We start from the raw sequence: 22,130 nt of genomic DNA, 5'->3' as shown, positions 1-22,130 counted from the left end.
AGTGAATGTGAGTGTGCATCGTATCGTTGTGGTCGGCGGTGGCGCCGGCGGTCTCGAACTCGTCACCCGACTGGGCGACAAGTACGGGCGCGGCAAGGACGTCCAGGTGACGTTGGTCGACCGGTCCTTGTCGCACATCTGGAAACCGTTGCTGCACGAGGTCGCGGCCGGTGTCATGGACACCGCAACGCATCAACTCTCTTACGTCGCGCAGGCCAGTTGGCATCGTTTCGAGTTCGCGTCCGGCGAGATGATCGGCCTGGATCGGGCAAACCGCACGATCCGGCTGGCGGCGGTGCCTGCGGCGGCCGACGAAGGCGAGGGCGATCTGCTGCCCGAGCGCACGCTGGCGTATGACACGCTCGTGCTCGCCATCGGCAGCACCACCAACTTCTTCGGGGTGGCAGGCGCTCAGGAAAATACCATCGCACTCGATACCGTCGAGCAGGCCGAGCGTTTCCGTCGTCGACTGATGGCCGCGTGCGTGCGTGCGCAGAATGAAGCGGAAGCACCGCTGCCGAGCGCGCCGGTGGCGTCTGTCGCACCGGACAGCCACGACGCGCCGCCCGGTGCGGTGCTCGCCACGGCACCCAGGGTCGAAGGGCGTCCCAAGGTCAATCTCGTCATCGTGGGGGCTGGCGCGACGGGGGTCGAATTGTCGGCGGAGCTGCGCAACACGGCAGAAGTCTTGCGCTCCTACGGATTGAAGCTCGATCCGCGCAAGGACGTGCGCATCACCATCATCGAGTCGAGTCCGCGCATTCTGAAGGCGCTTCCGGAGCGCGTGTCGGGGGCGGTGGCCGGGTTGCTGGGCAAGCTCGACGTCGACATCCTGTGCGGCGATTCGGTTGCCGAGGTGCGCAAGAACGAAGTCACGACCACCGCCGGTCGGGTGCTGCCGGCCGATATCACGGTCTGGTCCGCAGGCATCACTGCGCCGCCCGTGCTGGGAACGTTGGGGCTTGCCGTCAATCGTCTGAACCAGATCGAAGTGTTGCCGACGCTGCAAAGCCAATCGGATCCGGATATCTTCGCCTTCGGCGACTGCGCGAGTTGCGAATGGCCGTCGCACGGCTTTGTGCCGCCACGCGCGCAAGCGGCGCACCAGCAGGCGAGCTTCCTGGTCAAGGCGATCGACGCCCGGCTCAAAGGGAAAAGCCTGCCGACGTTCACCTATCGCGATTTCGGTTCGCTCGTCTCGCTCGGCAAGTTCAGCGCCGTGGGCAATCTAATGGGCGGGCTCATCGGCGGCAGCATGTTCATTGAAGGCCTCTTTGCGCGGGTGATGTACACGTCGCTCTATCGTATGCACGTGGCGGCGCTGCATGGTGTCTGGCGCATGATGCTCGATACCGTCGCCAATCGCCTGCGTCGCTCCACCGTGCCGCGCGTGAAGCTGCACTGAAGTTTTGCCGCCGGTCAGGCCGCGTGAGTCTGCGGCCTGACCAGGTGTCGTCCGGCTTGCTATCGCTGTGCATATCGGTTTCGGAGGGTTCCGATCGCCGTCGCGCCGGTGTCCGAGTGCAAGCGCACCCTCACTCTAGTAAGATCCAAACGTCTGGCCCCGGGGCGGTGGCGCATTCCGACGTTTCGGTTGGCGCTCTCCCTGGCATGCCTTTACCGACGCTTTCCCCTGGAGTGCGATATGTCGCAGGCAGATCTGGACAGTCTTGTGCCCGAAGTGGCGCCACGCAACCGGCGCAATTTCCTGAAGACTGCCGTCGGTTCGGCGTTCGCGCTGGCCGTGCTGCCGGTGGCGGCCGAAACCATCACCACCGACGTGCAAGGGCTGGACGTGGGCGAAACCCTGCTCGACGTGCCCGGCATCAAAATGCCGGCCTACTACGCGAAGCCCGCAGGCAAGACGCATCTGCCGACCATCGTCGTGGTCTCGGAGATCTTCGGGGTGCATCAGCATATCGCCGACATCTGCCGACGCTTCGCCAAACTCGGGTATCTGGCGCTCGCGCCGGAGTTGTTCGCGCGTGCGGGCGATCCCCAGTCGTTGGGAACGATTGCCGAGATTCAGTCGCAGATCGTCGCCAAGACACCCGACGCGCAGGTGATGAGCGACATCGACGCGACGCTCAAGTGGGCGCTCGCCAATGGGGGGGACGAGACGCGTCTTGCCATTACCGGCTTCTGCTGGGGCGGACGTGTCGCCTGGCTGTACGACGCTCACAACCCCAACGTGAAGGCGGCGGTGGCTTGGTACGGGCGAATCGTCGGTGACAGGCGTCCCGAATTCCCGAGCCAGCCGATCGATATCGCCGGCAAGTTGCACGGGCCGCTGCTCGGCTTGTACGGTGGCAAAGACCCGGGCATTCCGGTGGCCAGCGTCGAGCGGGCGCGCGAGGCCCTCGCCCAGGGCAATGCGGCGTCGAAAGGCTCAACGCTGAAAGTGTTCCCGAATTCGGGGCATGCATTCTTCGCGGATTATCGGTCGAGCTATGTCGAGGCCGACGCGAAGGAGGGGTGGGCGCTGGCGCTGGACTGGTTGCGCAAACATGGCGTGGCTTGAGTGGCAGACCTCTCGGGCAGGTCGTCGGGGGCCTTGAGGCCATCGGGCGCGCGGCGTGCTGTTGCGTCTCGCGGACCGATGGTTTGCCTGTCACGGTAAAAGCTGGTTAAATCGCCGCCTTGCCTGCGGGAGAATCACCATCGACACCATCTTTCTTTTTATCGTTCTCGCCACGCTGGCTTCCGGCGTGCTGAGCCTGGCCGGCGCGGCATCGCTGTCGCTCGGCCTGCTCTCGAAACTCATCGACAAGATGGTCAGCTTCTCGGCGGGCGTGCTGCTTGGCACGGCGCTGCTGCATTTGCTGCCGGAGAGCCTGGAGTCGCATGTCGATGCGCATGTCATCACGAGCTGGCTGCTGGGCGGGCTGCTCGGCTTCTTCCTGCTGGAGAAGCTGGCGTTGCTGCGCCACAGCCATCATCACGAGGGTGACGGACATCACCATGAGCACGGGCACGATGCTCATGAAGCCGGCAAGGGCGGCTGGATGATTCTGGTCGGAAGCGCGATTCACAACTTTGCCGATGGGGTCGTGATCGCGGCGGCGTTCCTCACCGATCCGCGGCTTGGACTGGCGGCAACGGTGTCGATCACGGTCCACGAGGTGGCGCACAAACTTGGCGACTTCATGGTGCTGCTCAATGCCGGCTTCCCGCGCCGCAAGGCGCTGGTACTGACGCTGGCCTCTAGCCTGACGGCGCTGGCCGGTGGTGTGCTGGGGTACTTCATGCTCGATCGTCTGCAGGGGCTGATCCCGTACTTGCTGGCGCTGGCGGCGAGCAGCTTCATCTATATCGCAGTGTCGGACCTGATGCCGCAGATGCAACGCCGGACGTCACCGCGCGACGCGCTGCCGCAGATCCTGCTGATCGCGGTGGGATTGGCGCTGGTGGTTTGGCTCAACGGCCACGATCATGAGCACGCGCACGGGCATGACCATGATGCGCCCAGCAGCGCCCTTGCCATGTCGGCCGGTGGTGTCATTGGGGGCGGCGGGGGAACGTCTGAAGGTGCCGGAGGCGCGGCTGGACGTATGGGAACGAGCGTCTCGGCCACCGGCTCGTGACTGGCGCGATGATGCGATGTCCATGCGCGACGCCTGACGGTGAGCAGTGAAGCATGAAGAAGGGCGTCTCAAGGGACGCCCTTCTTCACTTATCTGGCGCGCACGTCTACGCAGATGCCTGCGCAGACGCGGCGTGGCTTAGGGTTGCGCCCCGGTGGCGACCGGGCGACGCTTGTCCGCACACCATTCGCTCCACGATCCCGCATAGAGACTGGCCCCGTGCAGCCCCGCGACCTCCATCGCCAGCAGATTGTGGCAAGCCGTCACGCCCGAGCCGCATTGCGAGATGACACGCTCGGGCAGGCGGTCCTTGCCGAGGACTTGCGTGAATGCTTCGCGCAGCGCGGCGGCGGGTTTGAAGCGGCCATCCGGGCCGAGATTGTCCTTGAAGAAGCGATTGATCGCGCCGGGAATGTGGCCGCCGATCGGGTCGAGCGTTTCGTTCTCGCCGCGATAGCGATCCGGTGACCGGGCATCGACGACCAGTCGCTCGTGCGAGGTCAGGTTGCGCTCGATGGCTGCCGCGTCGGCGGTCGTGGCGAGCGGCTCGCCCGCGGTGAAATCGCCGGGCGGCGGCGCCTCGGGTGGGGCGGCATCGAGCGTGAGGCCTGCCGCTTCCCAGGCCTGCAGTCCACCGTCGAGCACGGCAACGGACTCGTGACCGAGCCAACGCAGCAACCACCACAGGCGGGCAGCGTACACACCGCCTTGCGCGTCGTAGGCCACGGCTTGCTGGCCCTTCGACAATCCGCAGGCGGCCAGTTGGCGCGCAAGCGTTTCGCGCTCGGGCAGCGGATGGCGACCGTTCTTGCCTGTCGTCGTTCCTGACAGATCGCGCTCGAGGTGAGTGTAGAAGGCGCCGAAGAGGTGGCCGTCGACATAGGCCGACTCACCGGCCGTCGGGTTTGCGAGATCGAATCGGCAATCGAAGATGACCACCGGGGCACCGCCATCGGCGGCGGTTTGCATCAGCGCGTCAAGATTTTGCGGACTGATGAGCGTGGTGAAGTGCGTGTGAATCATGACGTCTCCGCAGACGGGCGTGGGGGAAGGGGCGGCGCGAGCCGCCCGCCATCAGGCCGTGGCCGACGGTCGGCGCAGGGCGGTCATGCCGCTCGCCACAATGAGCAGCATGCCGATCCAGCCGGCCAGCGCGGGCCAATCGTCCCAGACAAGCATGCTGATCAGTGTAGCGAAGATTACGCCGGAATATTGCAGATTCGCAGTGACCAGGGTGTTGCCCAAACTGAAGGCCCGGGTGAGGGCCGTTTGGGCGACGAGTGCCGCGATGCCGATCCCGAGCATCAGGCCGGCGCTGCGCCACGTCAGCGGGTGCATGCCGTCGATGGCGACCCAGCCGAGACCCAGTAAGACGCCGCCGAGCGAGAAATAGAAGACGATGCGCCAATCGGGTTCACCTGACGCACCCAGGTCCTTGACCTGCATGTACGCGATGGCCGAGAACACGCCTGAGATGACGCCCGCCACGCCGGCGGTCCACGCCTGGCTGTCGAGGGTCGGCTGCAGCAGCAGGGCAACGCCGACGAAGCCCGCGAAGATCGCGGCGACCAGGCGGAAGTCGGTGCGCAGGCTGCCGCGCATGGCGGCCGTCGCCATGACGATCAAGGAGATCCAGATCGGCGACATGTAATTGAGGGTCATCGCCGTGGACAGCGGCAATTGTGTCAGGGAATAGAACCAAAGCCCGAGCGAGATCACGCCGGCGGTGCTGCGTTTGACATGGGCGCCAAAGTGGCGCGTGCGCACCGATTGGCCTCGTGCGCGTGACAACACCAGTAAAACGATGACGCCGATAAGACTGCGGTAGAGAATGATTTCGCCGGTGTTGTATTCGTTTGCCGCCAGCTTGATGAATAAGCCCATCAACGTGAACATGAAGGCGGAGACCAACATCCAGAGCGATTGCATGGCGGATTGGGGCCGATGGGCGGCTAAGTGGGAGCGACGTGGCGAACGGCCAGGCAACTGCGCGTTGAACCGAGCGCGGGCGACGCGTGCGGACTAGGGTGTTGCCGCAGGGTCGCACCGAGCGCGTTGCGACGATTCTAACGAAAACGGCGGGCCGATGGCCCGCCGCTCTCCGAAATTTCGGCAAATATTTAATTCAGTCTCACTGACGCCACATCGGTCGCCCGGCCGCATCTCGGTCCGGCAAATTCACCTTCTCAATCGGTGAGACATGCCGACACGCGAGCGATCAGAAGTCGCCCAGTTGGCGCCGCAGGAACTCATGAAAGTGCTGCATGCCGTCTTCCATCGGGCTTTGATACGGACCGATTTCCGACACGCCGCGCTCGAACAGGGCGCGACGGCCAGCGTCCATGCGCTCGGCGATCTCGTCGTCTTCGCGGGCGGTTTCCATATACGCGGCACGCTCGGCCTCGATGAACTCGCGTTCGAACAGCGCAATTTCCTCGGGGTAATAGAATTCGACGATGTTCGTCGTCTTCTGCGGGCCGCGCGGAATCAGCCACGACACCACCAGCACATGCGGATACCACTCGATCATCAGGTGCGGGTAGTACACCATCCAGATCGCACCGAAGTCCGGCGGTACGCCTTCGCGATAACGCAGCAGCACGTCGTGCCACTGGCGATAGATCGGGCTGCCCGGCTTGGCGAGACCCTCGTGCACGCCGACCGTCTGGACGCTATACCAGTCGCCGAACTCCCAACGCAGGTCTTCGCACGAGACGAAGCTGCCCAGCCCGGGATGGAACGGCACGACGTGATAGTCCTCGAGATAGACCTCGATGAACGTCTTCCAGTTGTAGTTGCATTCATGCACTTCGACGTGATCGAACATGAAGTTCGAGAAGTCGAGATGATGCTTCACGCCCAGGCGCGCGAGATCGGCCTGTACGTTGCGGCCTTGCGCCTCGAACAGCAGGCCGTTCCAGCGTTGCAGCGGGAACTTGGCGAGGTTCAGGCAGGGCTTTTCCGGAAAATGCGGCGCGCCGAGCAGTTCACCCTTCGTGTCGTAAGTCCAGCGATGGAGCGGACATACAATGTTGCGTGCATTGCCGCGGCCGCCCAGCATGATGGCCTGGCGATGGCGGCAGACGTTGGAGAGCAGTTCGACGCCGCCATGCTCGCCCGCGCCATTGCGCACCAGCATGCGGCCTTCCTGCTCGGCGGGCAGCGCAAAATAGTCGCCCGCCTCCGGCACCATCAGCTCATGGCCTACGTAGCGAGGACCGTGTTCGAAGAGGACTTCACGCTCGCGGGCGAGAAGCGCCTCGTCGAAATACGTGTAGACCGGCAGTTGGCTCGAGGCCGGTTTGAGTTGCAAAGCGCTGCTTAGATTGGACATTCCCACTCCCGACTAGCTTGAAAGCAGTGAACAACCCAACCATCGAAAAATCGATTTAGGGGAACCGACAATTATACCTTGTCTGCGCTCTTGAGGGCCGCTAAGTCCATGATTTGCGTTAAATAATGTCCGAAAATTGTCATCGTGATAGGTTTTGAGGCAATTTACGCTCTGCGAGCGGATGCGCTTTTGCCGTAAAATGGAACATTCGACCCGAATTTTGCGTTTATGGCCAAGACTGTAAAGTCGCAAGACGCGGCACCCGATGTGCCGCAGGACCTGCCCGAGACCTATGAGGCGGCGCTCGCCGAGCTGGAAAAGCTCGTGGGGCGTATGGAAGGCGGTGAGCTGGGACTCGAGGAGTCGCTCGGCGCATACCGGCGTGGCGCGGTACTGGTGAAGTATTGCCAGGGCCTGCTCGAGAAAGTGGAGCAGCAGGTCAAGGTGCTCGAAGGCGAGACACTCAAGCCGCTCGAGGCGGCACGCGACGAGCTCTGAGCGGCGCCGGGTGATATGGCAAGGCGGCTCGCGTCACACGACGAATGACCGAACGCGTCCCAGGGGGGCGCGGGGCGACTCAATAACACGCACGGCCTGACGGGCAGGTGCAGGATGAAGACGATGGCGGATCAGAATATCAAGGCCTGGATGCAGGCAGTGCAGACCCGTGTGGAAAAAGCGCTCGACGCTGCGCTGCCCAAGGCCACCGACGGCGGCTCGGCGCGACTCAATGATTCGATGCGTTACGCCGTGCTTGGCGGCGGCAAGCGTGTGCGTCCGCTGTTGTGCTTCGCTGCTGGCGAAGTGACCCAGGCGAGCGAAACGGCGCTGGATCGTGCCGCATGCGCCGTGGAGATGATTCACGCCTATTCGCTGGTGCATGACGATCTGCCATGCATGGACGATGACGATCTGCGCCGCGGCAAGCCGACGGTGCATGTGCAATACGATGAAGCGACCGGCCTGCTCGCCGGCGACGGGTTGCAAACGCAGGCGTTTGTGCTGCTCGGCGAAGCCACGGGCGACCTGAGTGCCGCACAGTCGCTCGCGCTGGTGCGTGAACTGGCGCTGGCCTCGGGCGCGCTGGGAATGGCGGGAGGGCAGGCGATCGATCTGGAGAGCGTCGGGGTCAAGCTGACCCAGTCGCAACTGGAAAACATGCATCGGCTGAAGACGGGCGCCTTGTTGCGCGCATCGCTGCGCATGGGCGCCATCTGCGGTCGTGCGTTGTCAGACGATGAAACCGTCGCGCTGGACGCCTACGCGGCGGCCGTCGGGCTGGCCTTCCAGGTCGTGGATGACATTCTCGACACGACAGCCGATTCGGCCACGCTCGGCAAGACGGCCGGCAAGGACGCGGCCAACGACAAGCCGACCTACGTGTCGCTGATGGGCCTCGACGGTGCGCGCGGATATGCGGAGAAGCTGCGCGCTGACGCCCACGCCGCGAGTGTGGCGCTTGGCAACGCGGAGCGGCTGCGGGCCCTGGCCGATTACGTGGTCGATCGCATCAACTGAGCGGCAGGTCGCCGGACAGGCAAGTTTCGAGACGGCCCCGAGCCGCAAGGCATTGTGCGGGACTTCGGGGCGGTTGGCAGTAGACACAGGCAAGGGGCAAGGAGGGCTGGCGCGGATCTCCCCACAGAACGCACCGGCAGGAGGTCGGGGTCAGCACCTCAGGGAAGGCTGCCCGATCAGAACGCCTACATATGGAACGACGATGTACGAACTGCTAAATACCATCGATGACCCGGCCGCGTTGCGGCGTTTGGAGCGTCGCCAACTTGTGCCGTTGGCCGAAGAGCTGCGTGCCTTCGTGCTCGAGAGCGTGTCGCGCACGGGAGGGCACCTGTCGTCCAATCTCGGTACGGTCGAGCTGACGATTGCGCTGCACTACGTGTTCAACACGCCGGAAGACCGCATTGTCTGGGACGTGGGCCACCAGAGCTATCCGCACAAGATCCTGACGGGCCGTCGCGAGGCGATGGCCTCGCTGCGCCAGCTCGGCGGCATTTCGGGCTTCCCGAAGCGCGACGAATCGCCGTATGACACGTTCGGCACGGCGCATTCGAGCACGTCGATCTCGGCGGCGCTGGGCATGGCGCTTGGAGCGCGTACAAAGGGTGAAGATCGTTTCGGCATCGCGGTGATCGGCGATGGCGCCATGACGGCCGGTATGGCGTTCGAGGCAATGAACAATGCCGGGGTACACGACGATGTGCCGCTGCTGGTCATCCTGAACGACAACGACATGTCGATCTCGCCGCCGGTCGGCGCGCTCAATCGTTATCTCGCGCGCCTGATGTCGGGACGCTTCTACGCAGCAGCGAAGAAGGGGGTGGAGAAGGTGCTGAGCGTGGCGCCGCCCGTGCTGGAGCTGGCGCGCAAGTTCGAGGAGCATGCCAAGGGCATGGTCGTGCCTGCGACGATGTTCGAAGAGTTCGGCTTCAACTACATCGGCCCGATCGACGGCCACGACCTCGATTCGCTGATTCCGACGCTCGAGAACATCAAGAACCTGAAGGGGCCGCAATTCCTGCACGTGGTCACGCGCAAGGGGTATGGCTACAAGTTGGCCGAGGCCGATCCGGTGCTGTATCACGGCCCGGGCAAGTTCAATCCGGCCGAGGGGATCAAGCCGAGCACGAGCAGCAAGAAGACGTACACGCAAGTGTTCGGCGACTGGTTGTGCGACATGGCCGAACTCGACAAGCGTGTCGTGGGGATCACGCCGGCCATGCGCGAGGGTTCGGGCATGGTGGAGTTCGAGAAGCGCTTCCCGACACGTTATTACGACGTCGGCATCGCCGAGCAACATGCCGTGACGTTCGCCGGCGGCATGGCGACCGAAGGCCTCAAGCCGGTGGTTGCGATCTACTCGACGTTCCTGCAGCGCGGTTACGATCAGTTGATCCATGACGTTGCGCTGCAAAACCTGCCGGTGGTGTTCGCCCTGGACCGGTCGGGCCTGGTCGGCGCCGACGGGGCAACGCATGCGGGCGCCTACGATATCGCCTATTTGCGCTGCATTCCGAATATGGTCGTGATGGCGCCGTCGGATGAGAACGAGTGCCGTCAGATGCTCTATACGGGCGTTCAGATCGACGGCCCGTCGGCCGTGCGTTATCCGCGCGGTGCGGGCACGGGCGCGGCGATCGAGTCGGCGATGAGCGCACTGCCGATCGGCAAGGGCATCGTGCGGCGCGAAGGTCAGGCCGAGGCTGGGCGGCGCGTGGCGATTCTCGCGTTCGGCAGCATGGTGGCGCCGGCACTTGCTGCCGCCGAGCCACTGGACGCCACCGTGGCTGACATGCGCTTCGTCAAGCCGATCGACGAGGCGTTGATCGCACGACTGGCGCAGACGCACGACTATCTGGTAACGGTGGAAGAGGGCAGCATCATGGGCGGCGCGGGGTCGGCCGTGGCGGAATCCCTGCTTGCCGGTGGGGAGATTCGGCCTGTACTACAATTGGGCCTGCCCGACCGTTTCATCGATCACGGCGACCCGGCGCTGCTGCTGGCCGCCGTGGGGCTTGATGCGGCGGGGATCGCGAAGTCGATCCGTGCCCGCTTCGACCTGCGGCCGCTTGAGGCATCGCAGACCGCTGGTAACGTCACGACGAAGCTCGTCGCCTGAGCGTCCGGTCGTCCTGAAGTGCTGAACGATCCGGCTTGTACGCCGGATCGTTTCGTTTTGCATTCCCCTTTTCCGATGCCATGCCGGGGTTCTCCGGCACGATTCCGATGACAATCGTCAGCGGCTTGCGGGCCAGGCGTCGGATACGATTGTCCATTGCCTCCCCCCAGTCGGCTCGCCGACCAAGAAGGAAGAATTAGATGAATCAGATGAACCCCGCTTTCGTCATGCCGGACGTGCAAAGTACCGTCGATACCCGGCAGATCCCGATTCAGCGCGTGGGTGTGCGCGGCGTGCGTCATCCGCTCTCGGTGCGTTTGGCCGATGGTGATGCGCAGTCCACCGTGGGCCTGTTCAATCTCGATGTGCATTTGCCTGCGGATCAGAAGGGCACGCATATGTCGCGCTTCGTGGCGCTGCTCGAAGCGCATCGCACGCCGCTCGACTTGGCGGGTTTTCGCGCCATGCTCGACAGCATGCTCGATAAGCTCGAAGCCGAAGCCGGTCGAATCGAAGTGACGTTCCCGTACTTCATCAACAAGACGGCGCCGGTCTCGGGCGTGCAAAGCCTGCTGGACTACGAGGTCACGCTGACCGGCGACGTGCGCAACGGCCAGGCGCGCGTGTGGCTCAAGGTGCTGGTGCCGGTCACGAGTCTTTGCCCGTGCTCGAAGAAGATTTCGCAGTACGGCGCGCACAACCAGCGCTCGCACATCACGATCGACGCCGAGATCGTGGGTGATATCGCCGTCGAGGACCTGGTGCGCATGGCTGAGGAGGAGGCGTCCTGCGAGTTGTGGGGGCTGCTCAAGCGTCCGGACGAGAAGTACGTGACCGAACGGGCGTACGAGAATCCGAAGTTCGTCGAGGATCTGGTGCGCGACGTGGCAACGCGCCTGAACGATGAGCCGCGCATTGTGGCCTACGAGCTTCAGGCGGAGAACTTTGAGTCAATCCACAATCACAGCGCCTACGCCGTGATCGAACGCGACAAGCGCGTGGCGGCATGAACTTGCTGCGCCGTGCACGGCGCACGAAACGAAAAACCGCTCCTTGGAGCGGTTTTTTCTTGGGCGGTTACCGAACGTTCGGTCAGGCGCTGCGCACGATGTCGGCCAGATCCCAGCGCGGGCGGACCGTGTAGGCGTACTCGCTGTCCGCTTCGTCCGGCCAATGCTTGAGTCGCATGGCGCCGGCGAAGGCGATCATGGCGCCGTTATCGGTGCAAAAGGCCAGGTCTGGATAGTGCACGCGATAGCCGCGACGGCGGGCGGCTTCATTGAGTCCTTCGCGAAGCTGGGTGTTGGCGCCCACGCCCCCTGCCACGACCAGCGTCTTCATGCCGGTTTGCTTGAGCGCGGCCATCGACTTGGCGACGAGCACGTCGACGATGGCGTCGACGAAGCCTCGCGCGAGATCCGCCTTTTCCTGGTCGCAGACATTGCCGCCGAGGTTGCGCACTTGCGTGAGCACGGCGGTCTTCAACCCGCTGAAGCTGAAATCGAGGTTGCCCGAGTGCTTCATCGGACGCGGCAAGTCGTAACGTCCCGGCGTACCGAACTCGGCCAGGCGCGAGACGGCCGGGCCGCCCGGGTAGCCGAGTCCCAATAGCTTGGCTGTCTTGTCGAAGGCTTCGCCGGCGGCGTCGTCCAGCGTCTCGCCGAGCATGGCGTACTGGCCAAAGGCGCGGACTTCCATCAACTGTGTGTGGCCGCCGGACACCAGCAGGGCAACGAACGGGAAATCGGGGGCGTCCGGCGCGAGCAACGGGGAGAGCAGATGCCCTTCCAGGTGGTGCACGCCAACGACCGGACGCCCAAGTGCGAAGGCGAGGGCATTCGCGACGCTTGCGCCCACCAGCAGCGCCCCGGCGAGCCCGGGGCCTTGCGTATAGGCGATGGCATCGACCGCGCTGAGCGGCTTGCCGGCCTGCGCGAGCACGGCTTCCGCCAGGGGCAGCGCACGGCGAATGTGGTCGCGCGACGCGAGTTCGGGCACTACGCCGCCATATTCGCGATGCATGGCGATCTGCGAATGCAGCGCGTGCGAAAGCAGGCCAGCCTCGGTGTCGTAGAGGGCGAGCCCGGTTTCGTCGCAGGAGCTTTCAATGCCTAGGACCAGCATGGCGGATGGGACGGCGCGCGGCGTCGATAAAAAGAGATAGCCGGGAAGTATACCAGTCGGCCCTCTCCCCTGCCGGTTACAATGCGCGCCATGGAAAAGTTCGATGTAGCGATCGTGGGGGCCGGCGCGGCCGGCCTGATGTGCGCGGCGGTGGCCGGGCAACTAGGGCTGCGCGTCGTGCTCATCGATCATGCGGCGCGCCTGGCGGAAAAGATCCGGATTTCAGGCGGCGGTCGCTGCAACTTCACCAATATCAACGCGGGCCCGGCCAACTATCTGTCCGAAAACCCGCGGTTCTGCCGGTCCGCGCTGGCGCGCTATACGCCGCGTGACTTTCTCGATCTGCTGGGGCGTCACCGCATCGCCTGGCACGAAAAGCATCGCGGACAGCTGTTCTGCGACAACAGTGCCGAAGACATCATCGACATGTTGCGAAAGGAGTGCGCGACGGGGCACGTGCACTGGCGGATGCCGTGCACCGTCCATACGGTTGCCCATGCGGCGGCCGGCGGCGCGCATCCCTATCACTTGACGACGGATGCCGGGCATATCGCGGCCAAACGGCTGGTGATCGCCACCGGCGGCTTGTCGATTCCCAAGATCGGGGCAACGGACTGGGGCTATCGCATCGCCCGGCAGTTCGGGCTGGCGATCGTCGAGCCACGTCCGGCGCTGGTGCCGCTGATGTTCGACGCATCGACCTGGGCGCCGTTTGCCGGGTTATCCGGCCTGTCGCTGGAAGTCGAGGTGAGCACGGGCAAGGGTCGGGACGCCGGACGTTTCGTCGAGGATTTGCTGTTCACCCATCGTGGATTGTCCGGTCCCGCCATTCTGCAGATTTCCAGCTTCTGGACACCGGGGCAGTCGATTGCGCTGGATCTGGCGCCATCGTCGGACATCGAGGCGGCATTGTTCGAAGCGAAGGCGACGTCGAAGCGACACTTGGCGAACTTGCTGGCGCAATGGGTGCCGGCGCGCTTGGCCGACGCCTGGGTTGCGAACAGCGGGCTTTCGCCCCAGGCGCGCGTGCAGGAGCTGCCGGACAAGGCATTGCGCTCGCTCGCGCAGGCGTTCTCCAACTGGACGCTCAAGCCGTGCGGCTCCGAAGGCTGGCGCAAGGCGGAAGTCACGCGTGGCGGGGTGGATACGCAGGCGCTGTCGTCCGCGACCCTGGAGGCGCGCGCGCAGCCGGGACTGCATTTCATCGGGGAAGTCGTTGATGTGACCGGTTGGCTCGGGGGTTACAACTTCCAGTGGGCGTGGGCGTCGGCCGTGGCGTGCGCGCGGGCAATGTCCGAAAGCGTCCAGGTCGAACTGGCAGGCGGTGACGCTCTGTCGTAGACGGGCGCTTCTGCGCCGTGATAAGCTCTCCCCTTCGTGGAGACGGCGCGCCAATGGTCGTTTTCGGAGCGGTTTCAAACGCTTCCGAAGCATTGCCGGGCAGTATGCGTCCGACACGTCAACGGTCGAGTGCGCCCAGGCGCGCCTTTGCCGGGGCGAGTCCGAGTCTCCGGCGGGCCCGCTTGTGATCGCGTGTGTGATCGTCTCCCCAAGCGGGTTTTTGTGCTTTCTGCTCCCGTTTGCCACGGCGCCAACCCATCGGCCGCAGTCGCGCGCGGTAGTTGTCTGACGGCAGTCGTCCTTTCCTTTGGGGCGGCATGCACTACACTGAAACGTATTCGAATTCCGGAACCCCTGCTCATGAGTCTGAAAGAACGCATCACCGAAGACATGAAGACGGCCATGCGTGCGAAGGCCGCGGAACAACTGGGGACTATCCGGCTGCTGCTCGCGGCAATCAAACAAAGGGAAGTCGACGAGCGCATCACTCTCGATGACGCGGCGATCGTTGCCGTCGTCGACAAGCTGATCAAACAACGCAAGGATTCCATCAGCCAGTTCCAGGCGGCCGGGCGCACCGATCTGGCCGACAAGGAGGCCGCCGAACTCGACGTGCTCAAGGTCTACATGCCGCAGCAGCTCTCGGCCGACGAGGTCGAGCAGGCCGTCAAGGCCGCCGTGGCGCAAACGGGCGCCGCGGGTCCGCAGGACATGGGCAAGGTGATGGGCGTGCTCAAGAGCCAGTTGGCTGGGCGCGCCGACATGACGGCCGTGTCTGCACAAGTGAAGGCGGCGTTGGCTGCGTAATTCGGTGGTGCGGTAGGTTGCCGTCGCGTGCGACGGTACGGCACCGCGCCGCGATGGTACCGATCCAGTGATCCCCCAGTCGTTCCTGCAAGACCTGCTCAACCGCGTCGATATCGTCGAGGTGGTGGGCCGCTACGTGCAATTGAAGAAAGGCGGGGCGAACTTCATGGGGCTATGCCCCTTTCATAATGAGAAGTCGCCCTCATTTACCGTAAGTCCCACCAAGCAGTTCTATCACTGCTTCGGGTGCGGCGCGCACGGCAGCGCGATCAGCTTCCTGATGGAGCATGCCGGACTTGGATTTGTCGAGGCTGTCGAGGAGTTGGCCCGGAATGTCGGGCTGGATGTGCCGCGTGAGGCGCCGTTGCCGGGCGCGCCGGCACCTGCCGCGCAACGTGCGCAAACCCTTGGCCTGGTTGACGTCATGACGCGTGCCTGCGACTACTACCGCAAGCAATTGCGCAGTGCGCCGGCCGCCATCGATTATTTGAAGCGACGGGGCCTGACGGGCGAAATCGCCGCGCATTTCGGCCTGGGCTATGCCCCGGATGCGTGGCAGAACCTCGAAGCCGCGTTCCAGGATTACCGCGACGACCAGTTGCTCGATGCCGGTCTCGTCATCGAGAGCGAGAAGGGCGAGGCGGGCAGCACGAAACGTCGTTATGACCGTTTTCGCGACCGGATCATGTTCCCGATCCGGAACACCAAGGGCCAGGTGATCGCTTTTGGCGGACGGGTGCTGGACACGGGCGAGCCCAAGTACCTGAACTCGCCCGAGACGCCGCTTTTCAGCAAGGGCAGCGAGCTGTACGGCCTGTTCGAGGCGCGCACGGGGATTCGCGACGCGGGCTATGTGCTCGTGGTGGAAGGGTATATGGACGTGGTGGCGCTGGCGCAACTCGGCTTTCCGCAGGCGGTGGCCACGTTGGGCACCGCTTGCACGCCGATGCACGTGCAGAAGCTGTTGCGCCAGACCGAGACGGTGGTGTTCAGTTTCGACGGCGACGCGGCGGGCCGGCGGGCGGCGCGTCGGGCGCTCGAGGCGTGTTTGCCGCATGCCGACGATAACCGGAGCTTCAAGTTCCTGTTCTTGCCGAGCGAGCATGATCCGGACAGCTATGTGCGTGAGCACGGTGCTGATGCATTTGCGGGCGAGGTGTCGCGTGCCATGCCATTGTCGCAGTTCCTGATTGGCGAGGTCACGGCAGGCAAGGAGATGCACCAGCCCGAAGGGCGGGCCCGCGCGTTGTTCGAGGCGAAGCCGCTGTTGCAGCAGATGCCGCCAAATGCGTTGCGCGGGCAGATCCTGCATGCGCTCGCCGAGCGGGTGGAAAGTTCGGTCGAGGAAGTGGCCGGGTTGTGCGAGTTGCAGATCGGCGCGGCGCGTCGCCAGAACCCGTGGGACAAGGCGCCGGCCAAGCGCGAGAAGCGTCGTGTGGTGGGGACCGAACACCGGGCGCTACAGAACCTGCTGATGTTCCCGGTGCTTGGGAATGAATTGACCGAAGAAGAAGCCAGAATTCTGCAGGAAGGGCGTCATCACGCCGAGATTTTCTCGGAAGTGCTGGCGCATTGCCGTGACATGGGGCTACAGGCCGATTTCCGGTTCATGTCGGATCGGCTGCGAGTGTCGCCGAATTGGGCGAGTTTCGACGACATCATTCGCGAAATTCTCTCATTCGAAGAAAATGCCCGTGACCTGTTGTTGTTCGATCCAGACGATGAGACCCAGGTCGAGCGTCGGGAGGAGCAGATTGCACTGCGGCTTGCGGAACTGCAAAGCGCGATCCGTCGCTTGCAGTACGACGGCCTGTGCGAGGCCTTGGAAACCATTTTCAAGCGGACGTCGCTGACGTCCGATGAATTGCGCCACGCTCAAGCGCTGTCGCGGCAACGTGACGAATTGAAGCGGCTGCTGGCTCCGGCCGGCACAGGCGGCGCGCGAAGTTGAGGTAAGCCCGCGTGCTATAATGGAAAGTTTTCAGTGGGCTGTTTTCTGGCAAGCGAGATCGCTATGGCAAAGATGACAACGACCAGCGGAAAAAAGACGGTTATCCCTGCACCGAAGGCAAAGCGCGCGACCAGCGCGGCGGCGGCATCCGGTGGGAGGGGGGCGTCTCGTTCTCCAAAAGCTGGCGTTGCAGTGAAAGCCGCAGCGGTGGCGCAAGCGACGAAGAAAACGGCCAGCCAGGCAAGTTCGGCGAAACGTACGACGCAAGTTAAGGCAGCCGCCGGCGCAACGAAGACGACCGGCAAGACGGCTGCGAAGGTGACCGATGTCACCAAGCGTAAGAGTGCGACCGCCACCACGGTGGGGGCTGCGAAGGCAGCCAGGCCGACAGTGAAGTCCGAGCCGCCCGTCAGGGCGACGAAGGCGGCAACGACCGCGAAGGCGACGGCCGGTGGGAAACCGCAGGCCCGACAACCCGCTGAAAAAAGCGCGAAGAGCGCAACTACCGCCAAGGCATCGACCCTGGCGGACCGCAGTAAACCTGCGACGCAAGCCCCACGCAAGACCGGGGCTTCCAGCAAACCCGAGGCTGTGGAGGTCGTGTCGGCAGCAGGTGAGTCGCGCGTCCCCAAGACGCGCGGCAAGGCCGCGAAGGCCGCCGCCTCGGTGGCGCAGAACGTCGCAGCGGATACTAGTGATCAACCCGTGAACGAAGATCAGACCAAAGTGGAAAAGCAGAAGGCGCGTGATCGCCGGGCAAAAGAGAAAGCACTGCTCAAGGACGCATTTTCCTCGCACCAGCCCGGTACGGCCGAGGAACTTGAGGAACGTCGCGGCAAGCTGAGGACACTGATCAAGCTGGGTAAGGAACGAGGGTTCCTGACCTTTGCAGAGATCAACGACCACCTGCCCGACGACGTGGTGGAGGGCGACGCGCTGGAAGGCGTGATCGCCACGTTTAACGACATGGGCGTTGCCGTGTACGAGCAGGCGCCCGATGCGGAAACGCTGTTGCTCAACGACAATGCGCCGAACGCTGCGACGGATGACGAAGTCGAGGAGCAAGCGGAAGCGGCCCTGTCGACGGTTGACTCCGAATTCGGCCGCACGACCGATCCGGTGCGTATGTACATGCGCGAAATGGGTACGGTTGAGTTGCTGACGCGCGAGGGCGAAATCGAGATCGCCAAGCGGATCGAGGAGGGCCTGAAGCACATGGTGCAGGCCATCTCCGCCTGCCCGACGACGATTGCCGAGATTCTGGCGATGGCCGAGAAGGTCGAGCGTGAAGAAATGCGCATTGACGAAGTGGTCGACGGCCTGATCGATCCGAACGCCGAAGCGTTGGCTGCCGCGGCCGCCGACGACGAAGACTTCGAGGCCGGTGCGGAAGAGGAAGCGGAAGAAGAGGAAGAGGCGGCCGACGAGGACGATGACAGCAGTAGCGGCGGTGGGGCTTCGGCCGCACAGGTCGAGCAGCTCAAACGCGACTCGCTGGCCAAGTTCGCCGAGATTGCCGAGTGGTTCGGCAAGATGCGTCGTGCGTTCGAGAAGGAAGGCTACCAGTCGAAGGCGTATGTGAAGGCCGGTGAGTCGATCCAGGCGGAACTGATGACGATCCGTTTCACGGCGCGCACGGTTGAGCGTCTGTGCGACACGCTGCGCTCGCAGGTCGACGAAGTACGCAACATCGAGCGTGCGATCCTGCACATCGTGGTCGACAAGTGCGGCATGCCGCGTGCGGATTTCGTGTCGCGGTTCCCGGGCAACGAAACCAATCTCGACTGGATCTACACGGTCGTGGCGGACAACAAGGCGTACAGCTCGGTGGTTGAGCGTAACGTCCCGGCGGTGCGCGAGTTGCAACAGAAGCTGATCGACTTGCAGGCGCGTGTGGTGTTGCCGCTTACGGAGTTGAAGGACGTCAATCGCAAGATGTCGGAAGGCGAGCGTCGTGCCCGCAAGGCCAAGCGTGAGATGACCGAAGCGAACTTGCGCCTGGTGATTTCGATTGCGAAGAAATACACGAACCGCGGCCTGCAGTTTCTGGATCTGATTCAGGAAGGCAACATCGGCCTGATGAAGGCGGTGGACAAGTTCGAATACCGTCGTGGTTACAAGTTCTCGACGTACGCAACGTGGTGGATTCGTCAGGCCATTACGCGTTCGATCGCGGATCAGGCACGTACCATCCGTATTCCGGTGCACATGATCGAGACGATCAACAAGATGAACCGGATTTCGCGTCAGATTCTGCAGGAGACCGGTATGGAGCCGGATCCGGCGACGCTGGCCGAGAAGATGGAAATGCCGGAGGACAAGATCCGCAAGATCATGAAGATTGCGAAGGAGCCGATCTCCATGGAAACGCCGATCGGTGACGACGACGATTCGCATCTGGGCGATTTCATCGAAGATACGGGCACGGTAGCGCCTGCGGACGCCGCGTTGCATGGTAGTATGCGCGACGTCGTGAAGGATGTGCTCGATTCGCTGACGCCGCGCGAGGCCAAGGTGTTGCGCATGCGTTTTGGTATCGAGATGAGCACGGACCACACGCTCGAGGAAGTGGGCAAACAGTTTGACGTGACGCGCGAGCGTATTCGTCAGATCGAAGCCAAGGCGTTGCGCAAGCTGCGTCACCCGAGCCGTTCCGACAAGCTTAAATCGTTCCTCGAAGGCAATTGATTGCGGCTGAGCGAGCGCCGGTAGTTGAGGGCCGTTAGCTCAGTGGTTAGAGCAGGGGACTCATAATCCCTTGGTCGCTGGTTCGAACCCAGCACGGCCTACCAGTAGTAACGGTTAGCAGGTTAGCGCCTGCTAACCACTTCTACATTGTTCTACAATTCGGTTCAGATTTTCCGGTTCACCGGCTTTACTTTGGTGCCCGCGACCTTCTTCACGTAGTGCTCTGACATCGCCCGACTGGCATGCCCTAGTAGCTGCTGCGCTGAATCCAATCCCCCCACATCGGTTGCCGCTTTCGCGCGAATGTCGCGAAACTGGAACATCACTTTCGCTGCTGCGCGTGCTTCCTCGAAGCGGCTCGCCAACTGCCAATAGGTCAGGTGATGGCCGTTTTCGTCCTGCACCAGGCGTAGACCCTTGGTCTTCTGCTCTCGACCCTTGATCCGGTCGATCAGGGCGGCAAGTTCCCCCTCTATCAGGATGCGCAGCTTCGTCCCAGTCTTTGCCTGCTTGATTGCCAGCGTGCCGTCCTGAATGTCGGTCATGGAGAGCTTGAGCACGTCTGAGGGGCGCTGTCCGGTCAGGTAGGCCAGATCCATCGCATCGCGTAGCGCCTGGTCGGCTTTCTGCCAGACGGCTTTGTATTCGCCGTCGCTCACGTACTTGTCGCGCCCGCGCTCACGGTGGTTCTTGATGCCGGCGCATGGGTTCGGTAGCGTCGTGTAGCCCTTCGCTCGAGCAAAATTCCAAACGTGGGAGAGAAGCGCTTTTTCCCGGTTGGCCCGTACTTTCGCGGTCGCACCTCGAGCTTCCATGTACTGCTGCACGTCGGCTGGCCGCGAAGGTCGAAGTAGGGCGTTCGCTGGGCGTAAGCGATGATGGCTCGCGCGACAATCTTCGGCATCCAGATTCGCATATCAAGCTCCGGGGGCAGGCGTGGTGGGCGCGCTGGCGGCGCTGATATCGGAATGGGCTGCGAGCAACTCGCGAAGTGCTTTTGCGCTGACCGTCACGGGAAAGTCAGTTTCGCTGTTGGCGATTGCCTCTCGTTCCGCGTCGGGCAGGGCGGAGACGAATGTGCCGATGCGCTCGACGTACGTCGTCACGGCCTTGCGTGAGTAGGACTTGCCCTTGATCGATCCGGCAGTGACTTTCTTCTTCCCGCCGGCGGATGCCTTCTCAAGCTCGCCCGACAGGAAGGCACCGGCCTTCTCGCCGTGCTGACGTACCGCGTCAGCCGCGAGCCCCGATGCCGACCTGGTGGTGAAGCCATTAGACATGGCGTTCGAGCAACGCGGTCGGCCTACTGACTTAATGTTCCACAGCGACCAGGGCGGTCAATATGTCAGCCGGAAATTCCGTCAGAGACTATGGCGCTATCGAATCAAGCAGAGCATGAGTCGGCGTGGAAATTGTTGGGATAACAGCCCGATGGAACGCCTGTTCCGAAGCTTGAAAACGGAGTGGGTGCCGAGCACTGGATACATGTGTGCTGGAGAAGCCCATCGGGACATCAGCCATTACCTGATGCAGCGGTACAACTGGATTCGACCACATCAATTCAATAACGGTATGGCGCCGGCAGTCGCAGAAGAAAAACTTAACACAGTGTCCGGGATCGGTTGACCACTACACGTAGGACCGAATTCGGCCATCAAGAGCCACTGCTCTTTTCGCCCTCAACGGCCAATCAGCGCCGCGTTCCGGCCGTTCGGCGCTCAAGGTAGACCCTCCCCGAGACACGAGGAATTGCCGGTTCTGACAGATTGGTCGACGTAGCCTGTCAGCTTGCGGGATTGCGTGCCATGACGATCCACGCCGCGCCGTTGATCATCACCGACCGCTCACCGGGGAGGCTTGCGAAGGCGGCACGAACTGCGGCCGAGGCGCGGGCGCGGATGTCGTCGGGCTGATCAGCGAGCACACGCGACAGCGGACCGACCTCGAGCGTCATCTTCACCGCATCGTCGATCGCAGCGTCCCGCGTTTCGCCCTCGCCGAATGGGACGGACGCGTCGAAGGGCATGATAGCGATATCGGTGAAGCCGGCCGCCGTCAGGATGCGCGCCACGCGCGCTCGGTCGCCGAACGAAAACGGGCCGGGCGCTTCGGGATCGGGCAGCGCGCTCGGCGGGAGAATGCCCTTGAGCGCGCCCACCGGCAGGCGCATCCAGTCGTTCTCGGCCGCGCCGCGCCAGCAGACAAAAGCGACCCGCCCGCCAGGCCGGAGTGCGCGTCGCATGTGGGCGAACGCCGCTGTCGGATCGTCGAAGAACATCACGCCGAAACGCGAGAACAGGATGTCGAACGCGCCTTCGGGCAGCTCTGCGCCGCTGGCGTCGGCCACCTGAAACAGGGCCGGCGTATCGTGTCGCGCAAGCGCGCGCGCTCGCTCGATCAGCGGTTCGGATATGTCCACGCCCAGCACTTGGCCCCCCGCGCCGACGCGGGCGGCCAGAGCCAGACTCGATGCGCCCGCGCCGCAGCCGATGTCCAGCGCGCGCTCGCCCGTCGCGGGCGCCGCGGCTTCTATCGCGGCCTGGCCGAACACCGCCACCAGAGCGTCGAGCCGGGCCTGGTTGGCGACCCAGCGCTCACCGCTTTGACCATTCCAGTCACCCACCTGATCAACACTTTGCTTTGCCATGTCATCTCCTTGACTCG

Annotated in this window: 20 protein-coding genes, 1 tRNA gene and 1 pseudogene; 13 read left to right on the top strand and 9 right to left on the bottom strand. The window is 63.5% G+C overall.

The window, feature by feature from the left end:
- Positions 1-13 precede the first annotated feature (13 nt).
- From PTE31013_RS11735 to PTE31013_RS11725, 3 genes are all read left to right on the top strand, one after another.
- The gene (locus PTE31013_RS11735; RefSeq protein WP_174978528.1) at positions 14-1,405 is read left to right on the top strand and encodes an NAD(P)/FAD-dependent oxidoreductase; all 1,392 of its coding nucleotides are present in this window, start codon (positions 14-16) and stop codon (positions 1,403-1,405) included.
- A 240-nt stretch (positions 1,406-1,645) separates the two neighbouring features.
- Entirely contained in the window at positions 1,646-2,521 is an 876-nt protein-coding gene (locus PTE31013_RS11730; RefSeq protein WP_150612958.1) for a dienelactone hydrolase family protein, read from the top strand.
- A 133-nt stretch (positions 2,522-2,654) separates the two neighbouring features.
- The gene (locus PTE31013_RS11725; protein ID WP_425495559.1) at positions 2,655-3,584 is read left to right on the top strand and encodes a ZIP family metal transporter; all 930 of its coding nucleotides are present in this window, start codon (positions 2,655-2,657) and stop codon (positions 3,582-3,584) included.
- 138 nt (positions 3,585-3,722) lie between these two features.
- Here PTE31013_RS11725 and PTE31013_RS11720 read toward each other — a convergent pair whose 3' ends face one another.
- The 3 genes from PTE31013_RS11720 to PTE31013_RS11710 form a co-directional block, all read right to left on the bottom strand.
- Positions 3,723-4,607, bottom strand: coding sequence for a sulfurtransferase (locus tag PTE31013_RS11720; RefSeq protein ID WP_150612957.1), 885 nt, complete (start codon positions 4,605-4,607; stop codon positions 3,723-3,725).
- Between the two features lie 51 nt (positions 4,608-4,658).
- Entirely contained in the window at positions 4,659-5,513 is an 855-nt protein-coding gene (locus PTE31013_RS11715; RefSeq protein WP_150612956.1) for a DMT family transporter, read from the bottom strand.
- A gap of 289 nt (positions 5,514-5,802) precedes the next feature.
- Positions 5,803-6,918, bottom strand: coding sequence for an aromatic ring-hydroxylating oxygenase subunit alpha (locus PTE31013_RS11710; protein WP_150612955.1), 1,116 nt, complete (start codon positions 6,916-6,918; stop codon positions 5,803-5,805).
- A 228-nt stretch (positions 6,919-7,146) separates the two neighbouring features.
- Here PTE31013_RS11710 and PTE31013_RS11705 point away from each other — a divergent pair, with 228 nt between their 5' ends.
- The 3 genes from PTE31013_RS11705 to dxs all read left to right on the top strand — a co-directional run bounded on the left by PTE31013_RS11705 (position 7,147) and on the right by dxs (position 10,555).
- Positions 7,147-7,416: an exodeoxyribonuclease VII small subunit gene (locus tag PTE31013_RS11705; protein WP_150612954.1), complete on the top strand. Its 270-nt coding sequence runs from the start codon at positions 7,147-7,149 to the stop codon at positions 7,414-7,416.
- A 114-nt stretch (positions 7,417-7,530) separates the two neighbouring features.
- Positions 7,531-8,436, top strand: a complete 906-nt coding sequence (locus tag PTE31013_RS11700; RefSeq protein ID WP_150612953.1) for a polyprenyl synthetase family protein — start codon at positions 7,531-7,533, stop codon at positions 8,434-8,436.
- A 202-nt stretch (positions 8,437-8,638) separates the two neighbouring features.
- On the top strand, positions 8,639-10,555 hold the full coding sequence (gene dxs, locus PTE31013_RS11695; protein ID WP_150612952.1) for a 1-deoxy-D-xylulose-5-phosphate synthase: 1,917 nt from the start codon (positions 8,639-8,641) through the stop codon (positions 10,553-10,555).
- Here the strand turns inward: dxs and PTE31013_RS11690 are convergent.
- Complete coding sequence (locus PTE31013_RS11690; RefSeq protein ID WP_150612951.1) at positions 10,533-10,712, bottom strand: hypothetical protein; 180 nt, start codon at positions 10,710-10,712, stop codon at positions 10,533-10,535. The genes dxs and PTE31013_RS11690 overlap by 23 nt on opposite strands.
- A gap of 43 nt (positions 10,713-10,755) precedes the next feature.
- Between PTE31013_RS11690 and folE2 the strand changes: the two genes are divergently transcribed.
- Positions 10,756-11,565 (top strand): GTP cyclohydrolase FolE2, encoded by an 810-nt coding sequence (folE2, locus tag PTE31013_RS11685; protein WP_150612950.1) that lies wholly within the window; start codon positions 10,756-10,758, stop codon positions 11,563-11,565.
- 82 nt (positions 11,566-11,647) lie between these two features.
- On the opposite strand, the gene tsaD is transcribed toward folE2, so the two are convergent.
- A complete protein-coding gene (gene tsaD, locus PTE31013_RS11680) occupies positions 11,648-12,679 on the bottom strand; it encodes a tRNA (adenosine(37)-N6)-threonylcarbamoyltransferase complex transferase subunit TsaD (RefSeq protein WP_150612949.1) in 1,032 nt (343 codons plus the stop codon).
- A gap of 90 nt (positions 12,680-12,769) precedes the next feature.
- Here tsaD and PTE31013_RS11675 point away from each other — a divergent pair, with 90 nt between their 5' ends.
- The 3 genes from PTE31013_RS11675 (at position 12,770) to dnaG (ending at position 16,778) form a co-directional block, all read left to right on the top strand.
- Entirely contained in the window at positions 12,770-14,020 is a 1,251-nt protein-coding gene (locus tag PTE31013_RS11675) for a BaiN/RdsA family NAD(P)/FAD-dependent oxidoreductase (protein ID WP_150612948.1), read from the top strand.
- Positions 14,021-14,380: 360 nt separating this feature from the next.
- A complete protein-coding gene (locus PTE31013_RS11670) occupies positions 14,381-14,827 on the top strand; it encodes a GatB/YqeY domain-containing protein (RefSeq protein WP_150612947.1) in 447 nt (148 codons plus the stop codon).
- A gap of 67 nt (positions 14,828-14,894) precedes the next feature.
- Positions 14,895-16,778 carry a DNA primase gene (gene dnaG, locus PTE31013_RS11665; RefSeq protein ID WP_150612946.1) on the top strand — a complete coding sequence of 628 codons (1,884 nt, stop codon included), beginning with the start codon at positions 14,895-14,897 and terminating at the stop codon, positions 16,776-16,778.
- Positions 16,779-16,792: 14 nt separating this feature from the next.
- On the opposite strand, the gene PTE31013_RS11660 is transcribed toward dnaG, so the two are convergent.
- Positions 16,793-17,290 (bottom strand): hypothetical protein, encoded by a 498-nt coding sequence (locus tag PTE31013_RS11660; protein ID WP_150612945.1) that lies wholly within the window; start codon positions 17,288-17,290, stop codon positions 16,793-16,795.
- A 79-nt stretch (positions 17,291-17,369) separates the two neighbouring features.
- On the opposite strand from PTE31013_RS11660, the gene rpoD reads away from it, so the two are divergent.
- Both rpoD and PTE31013_RS11650 read left to right on the top strand, forming a co-directional pair.
- The gene (rpoD, locus tag PTE31013_RS11655) at positions 17,370-19,466 is read left to right on the top strand and encodes an RNA polymerase sigma factor RpoD (protein ID WP_150612944.1); all 2,097 of its coding nucleotides are present in this window, start codon (positions 17,370-17,372) and stop codon (positions 19,464-19,466) included.
- Between the two features lie 28 nt (positions 19,467-19,494).
- A tRNA-Ile gene (locus tag PTE31013_RS11650) sits at positions 19,495-19,570 on the top strand.
- Positions 19,571-19,630: 60 nt separating this feature from the next.
- Here PTE31013_RS11650 and PTE31013_RS11645 read toward each other — a convergent pair.
- Together PTE31013_RS11645 and PTE31013_RS11640 are read right to left on the bottom strand one after the other, a co-directional pair.
- A complete protein-coding gene (locus PTE31013_RS11645; protein WP_150612943.1) occupies positions 19,631-20,281 on the bottom strand; it encodes a tyrosine-type recombinase/integrase in 651 nt (216 codons plus the stop codon).
- A gap of 102 nt (positions 20,282-20,383) precedes the next feature.
- Complete coding sequence (locus tag PTE31013_RS11640; protein ID WP_150612942.1) at positions 20,384-20,746, bottom strand: hypothetical protein; 363 nt, start codon at positions 20,744-20,746, stop codon at positions 20,384-20,386.
- Here PTE31013_RS11640 and PTE31013_RS11635 point away from each other — a divergent pair.
- Positions 20,697-21,092, top strand: a pseudogene (locus PTE31013_RS11635) (DDE-type integrase/transposase/recombinase); the annotation flags it as partial. The gene PTE31013_RS11640 and the pseudogene PTE31013_RS11635 sit on opposite strands and share 50 nt — an antisense overlap.
- A 157-nt stretch (positions 21,093-21,249) precedes the next feature.
- On the opposite strand, the gene PTE31013_RS11630 reads toward PTE31013_RS11635, so the two are convergent.
- Positions 21,250-22,113 (bottom strand): class I SAM-dependent methyltransferase, encoded by an 864-nt coding sequence (locus tag PTE31013_RS11630; RefSeq protein ID WP_150612941.1) that lies wholly within the window; start codon positions 22,111-22,113, stop codon positions 21,250-21,252.
- Positions 22,114-22,130 lie beyond the last annotated feature (17 nt).

The sequence above is a fragment of the Pandoraea terrigena genome (genome assembly GCF_902459705.1).
Lineage (GTDB): Bacteria > Pseudomonadota > Gammaproteobacteria > Burkholderiales > Burkholderiaceae > Pandoraea > Pandoraea terrigena.
Note: the sequence above shows the minus strand (reverse complement) of the source record. Positions and strands in the feature narration are given on the sequence as shown.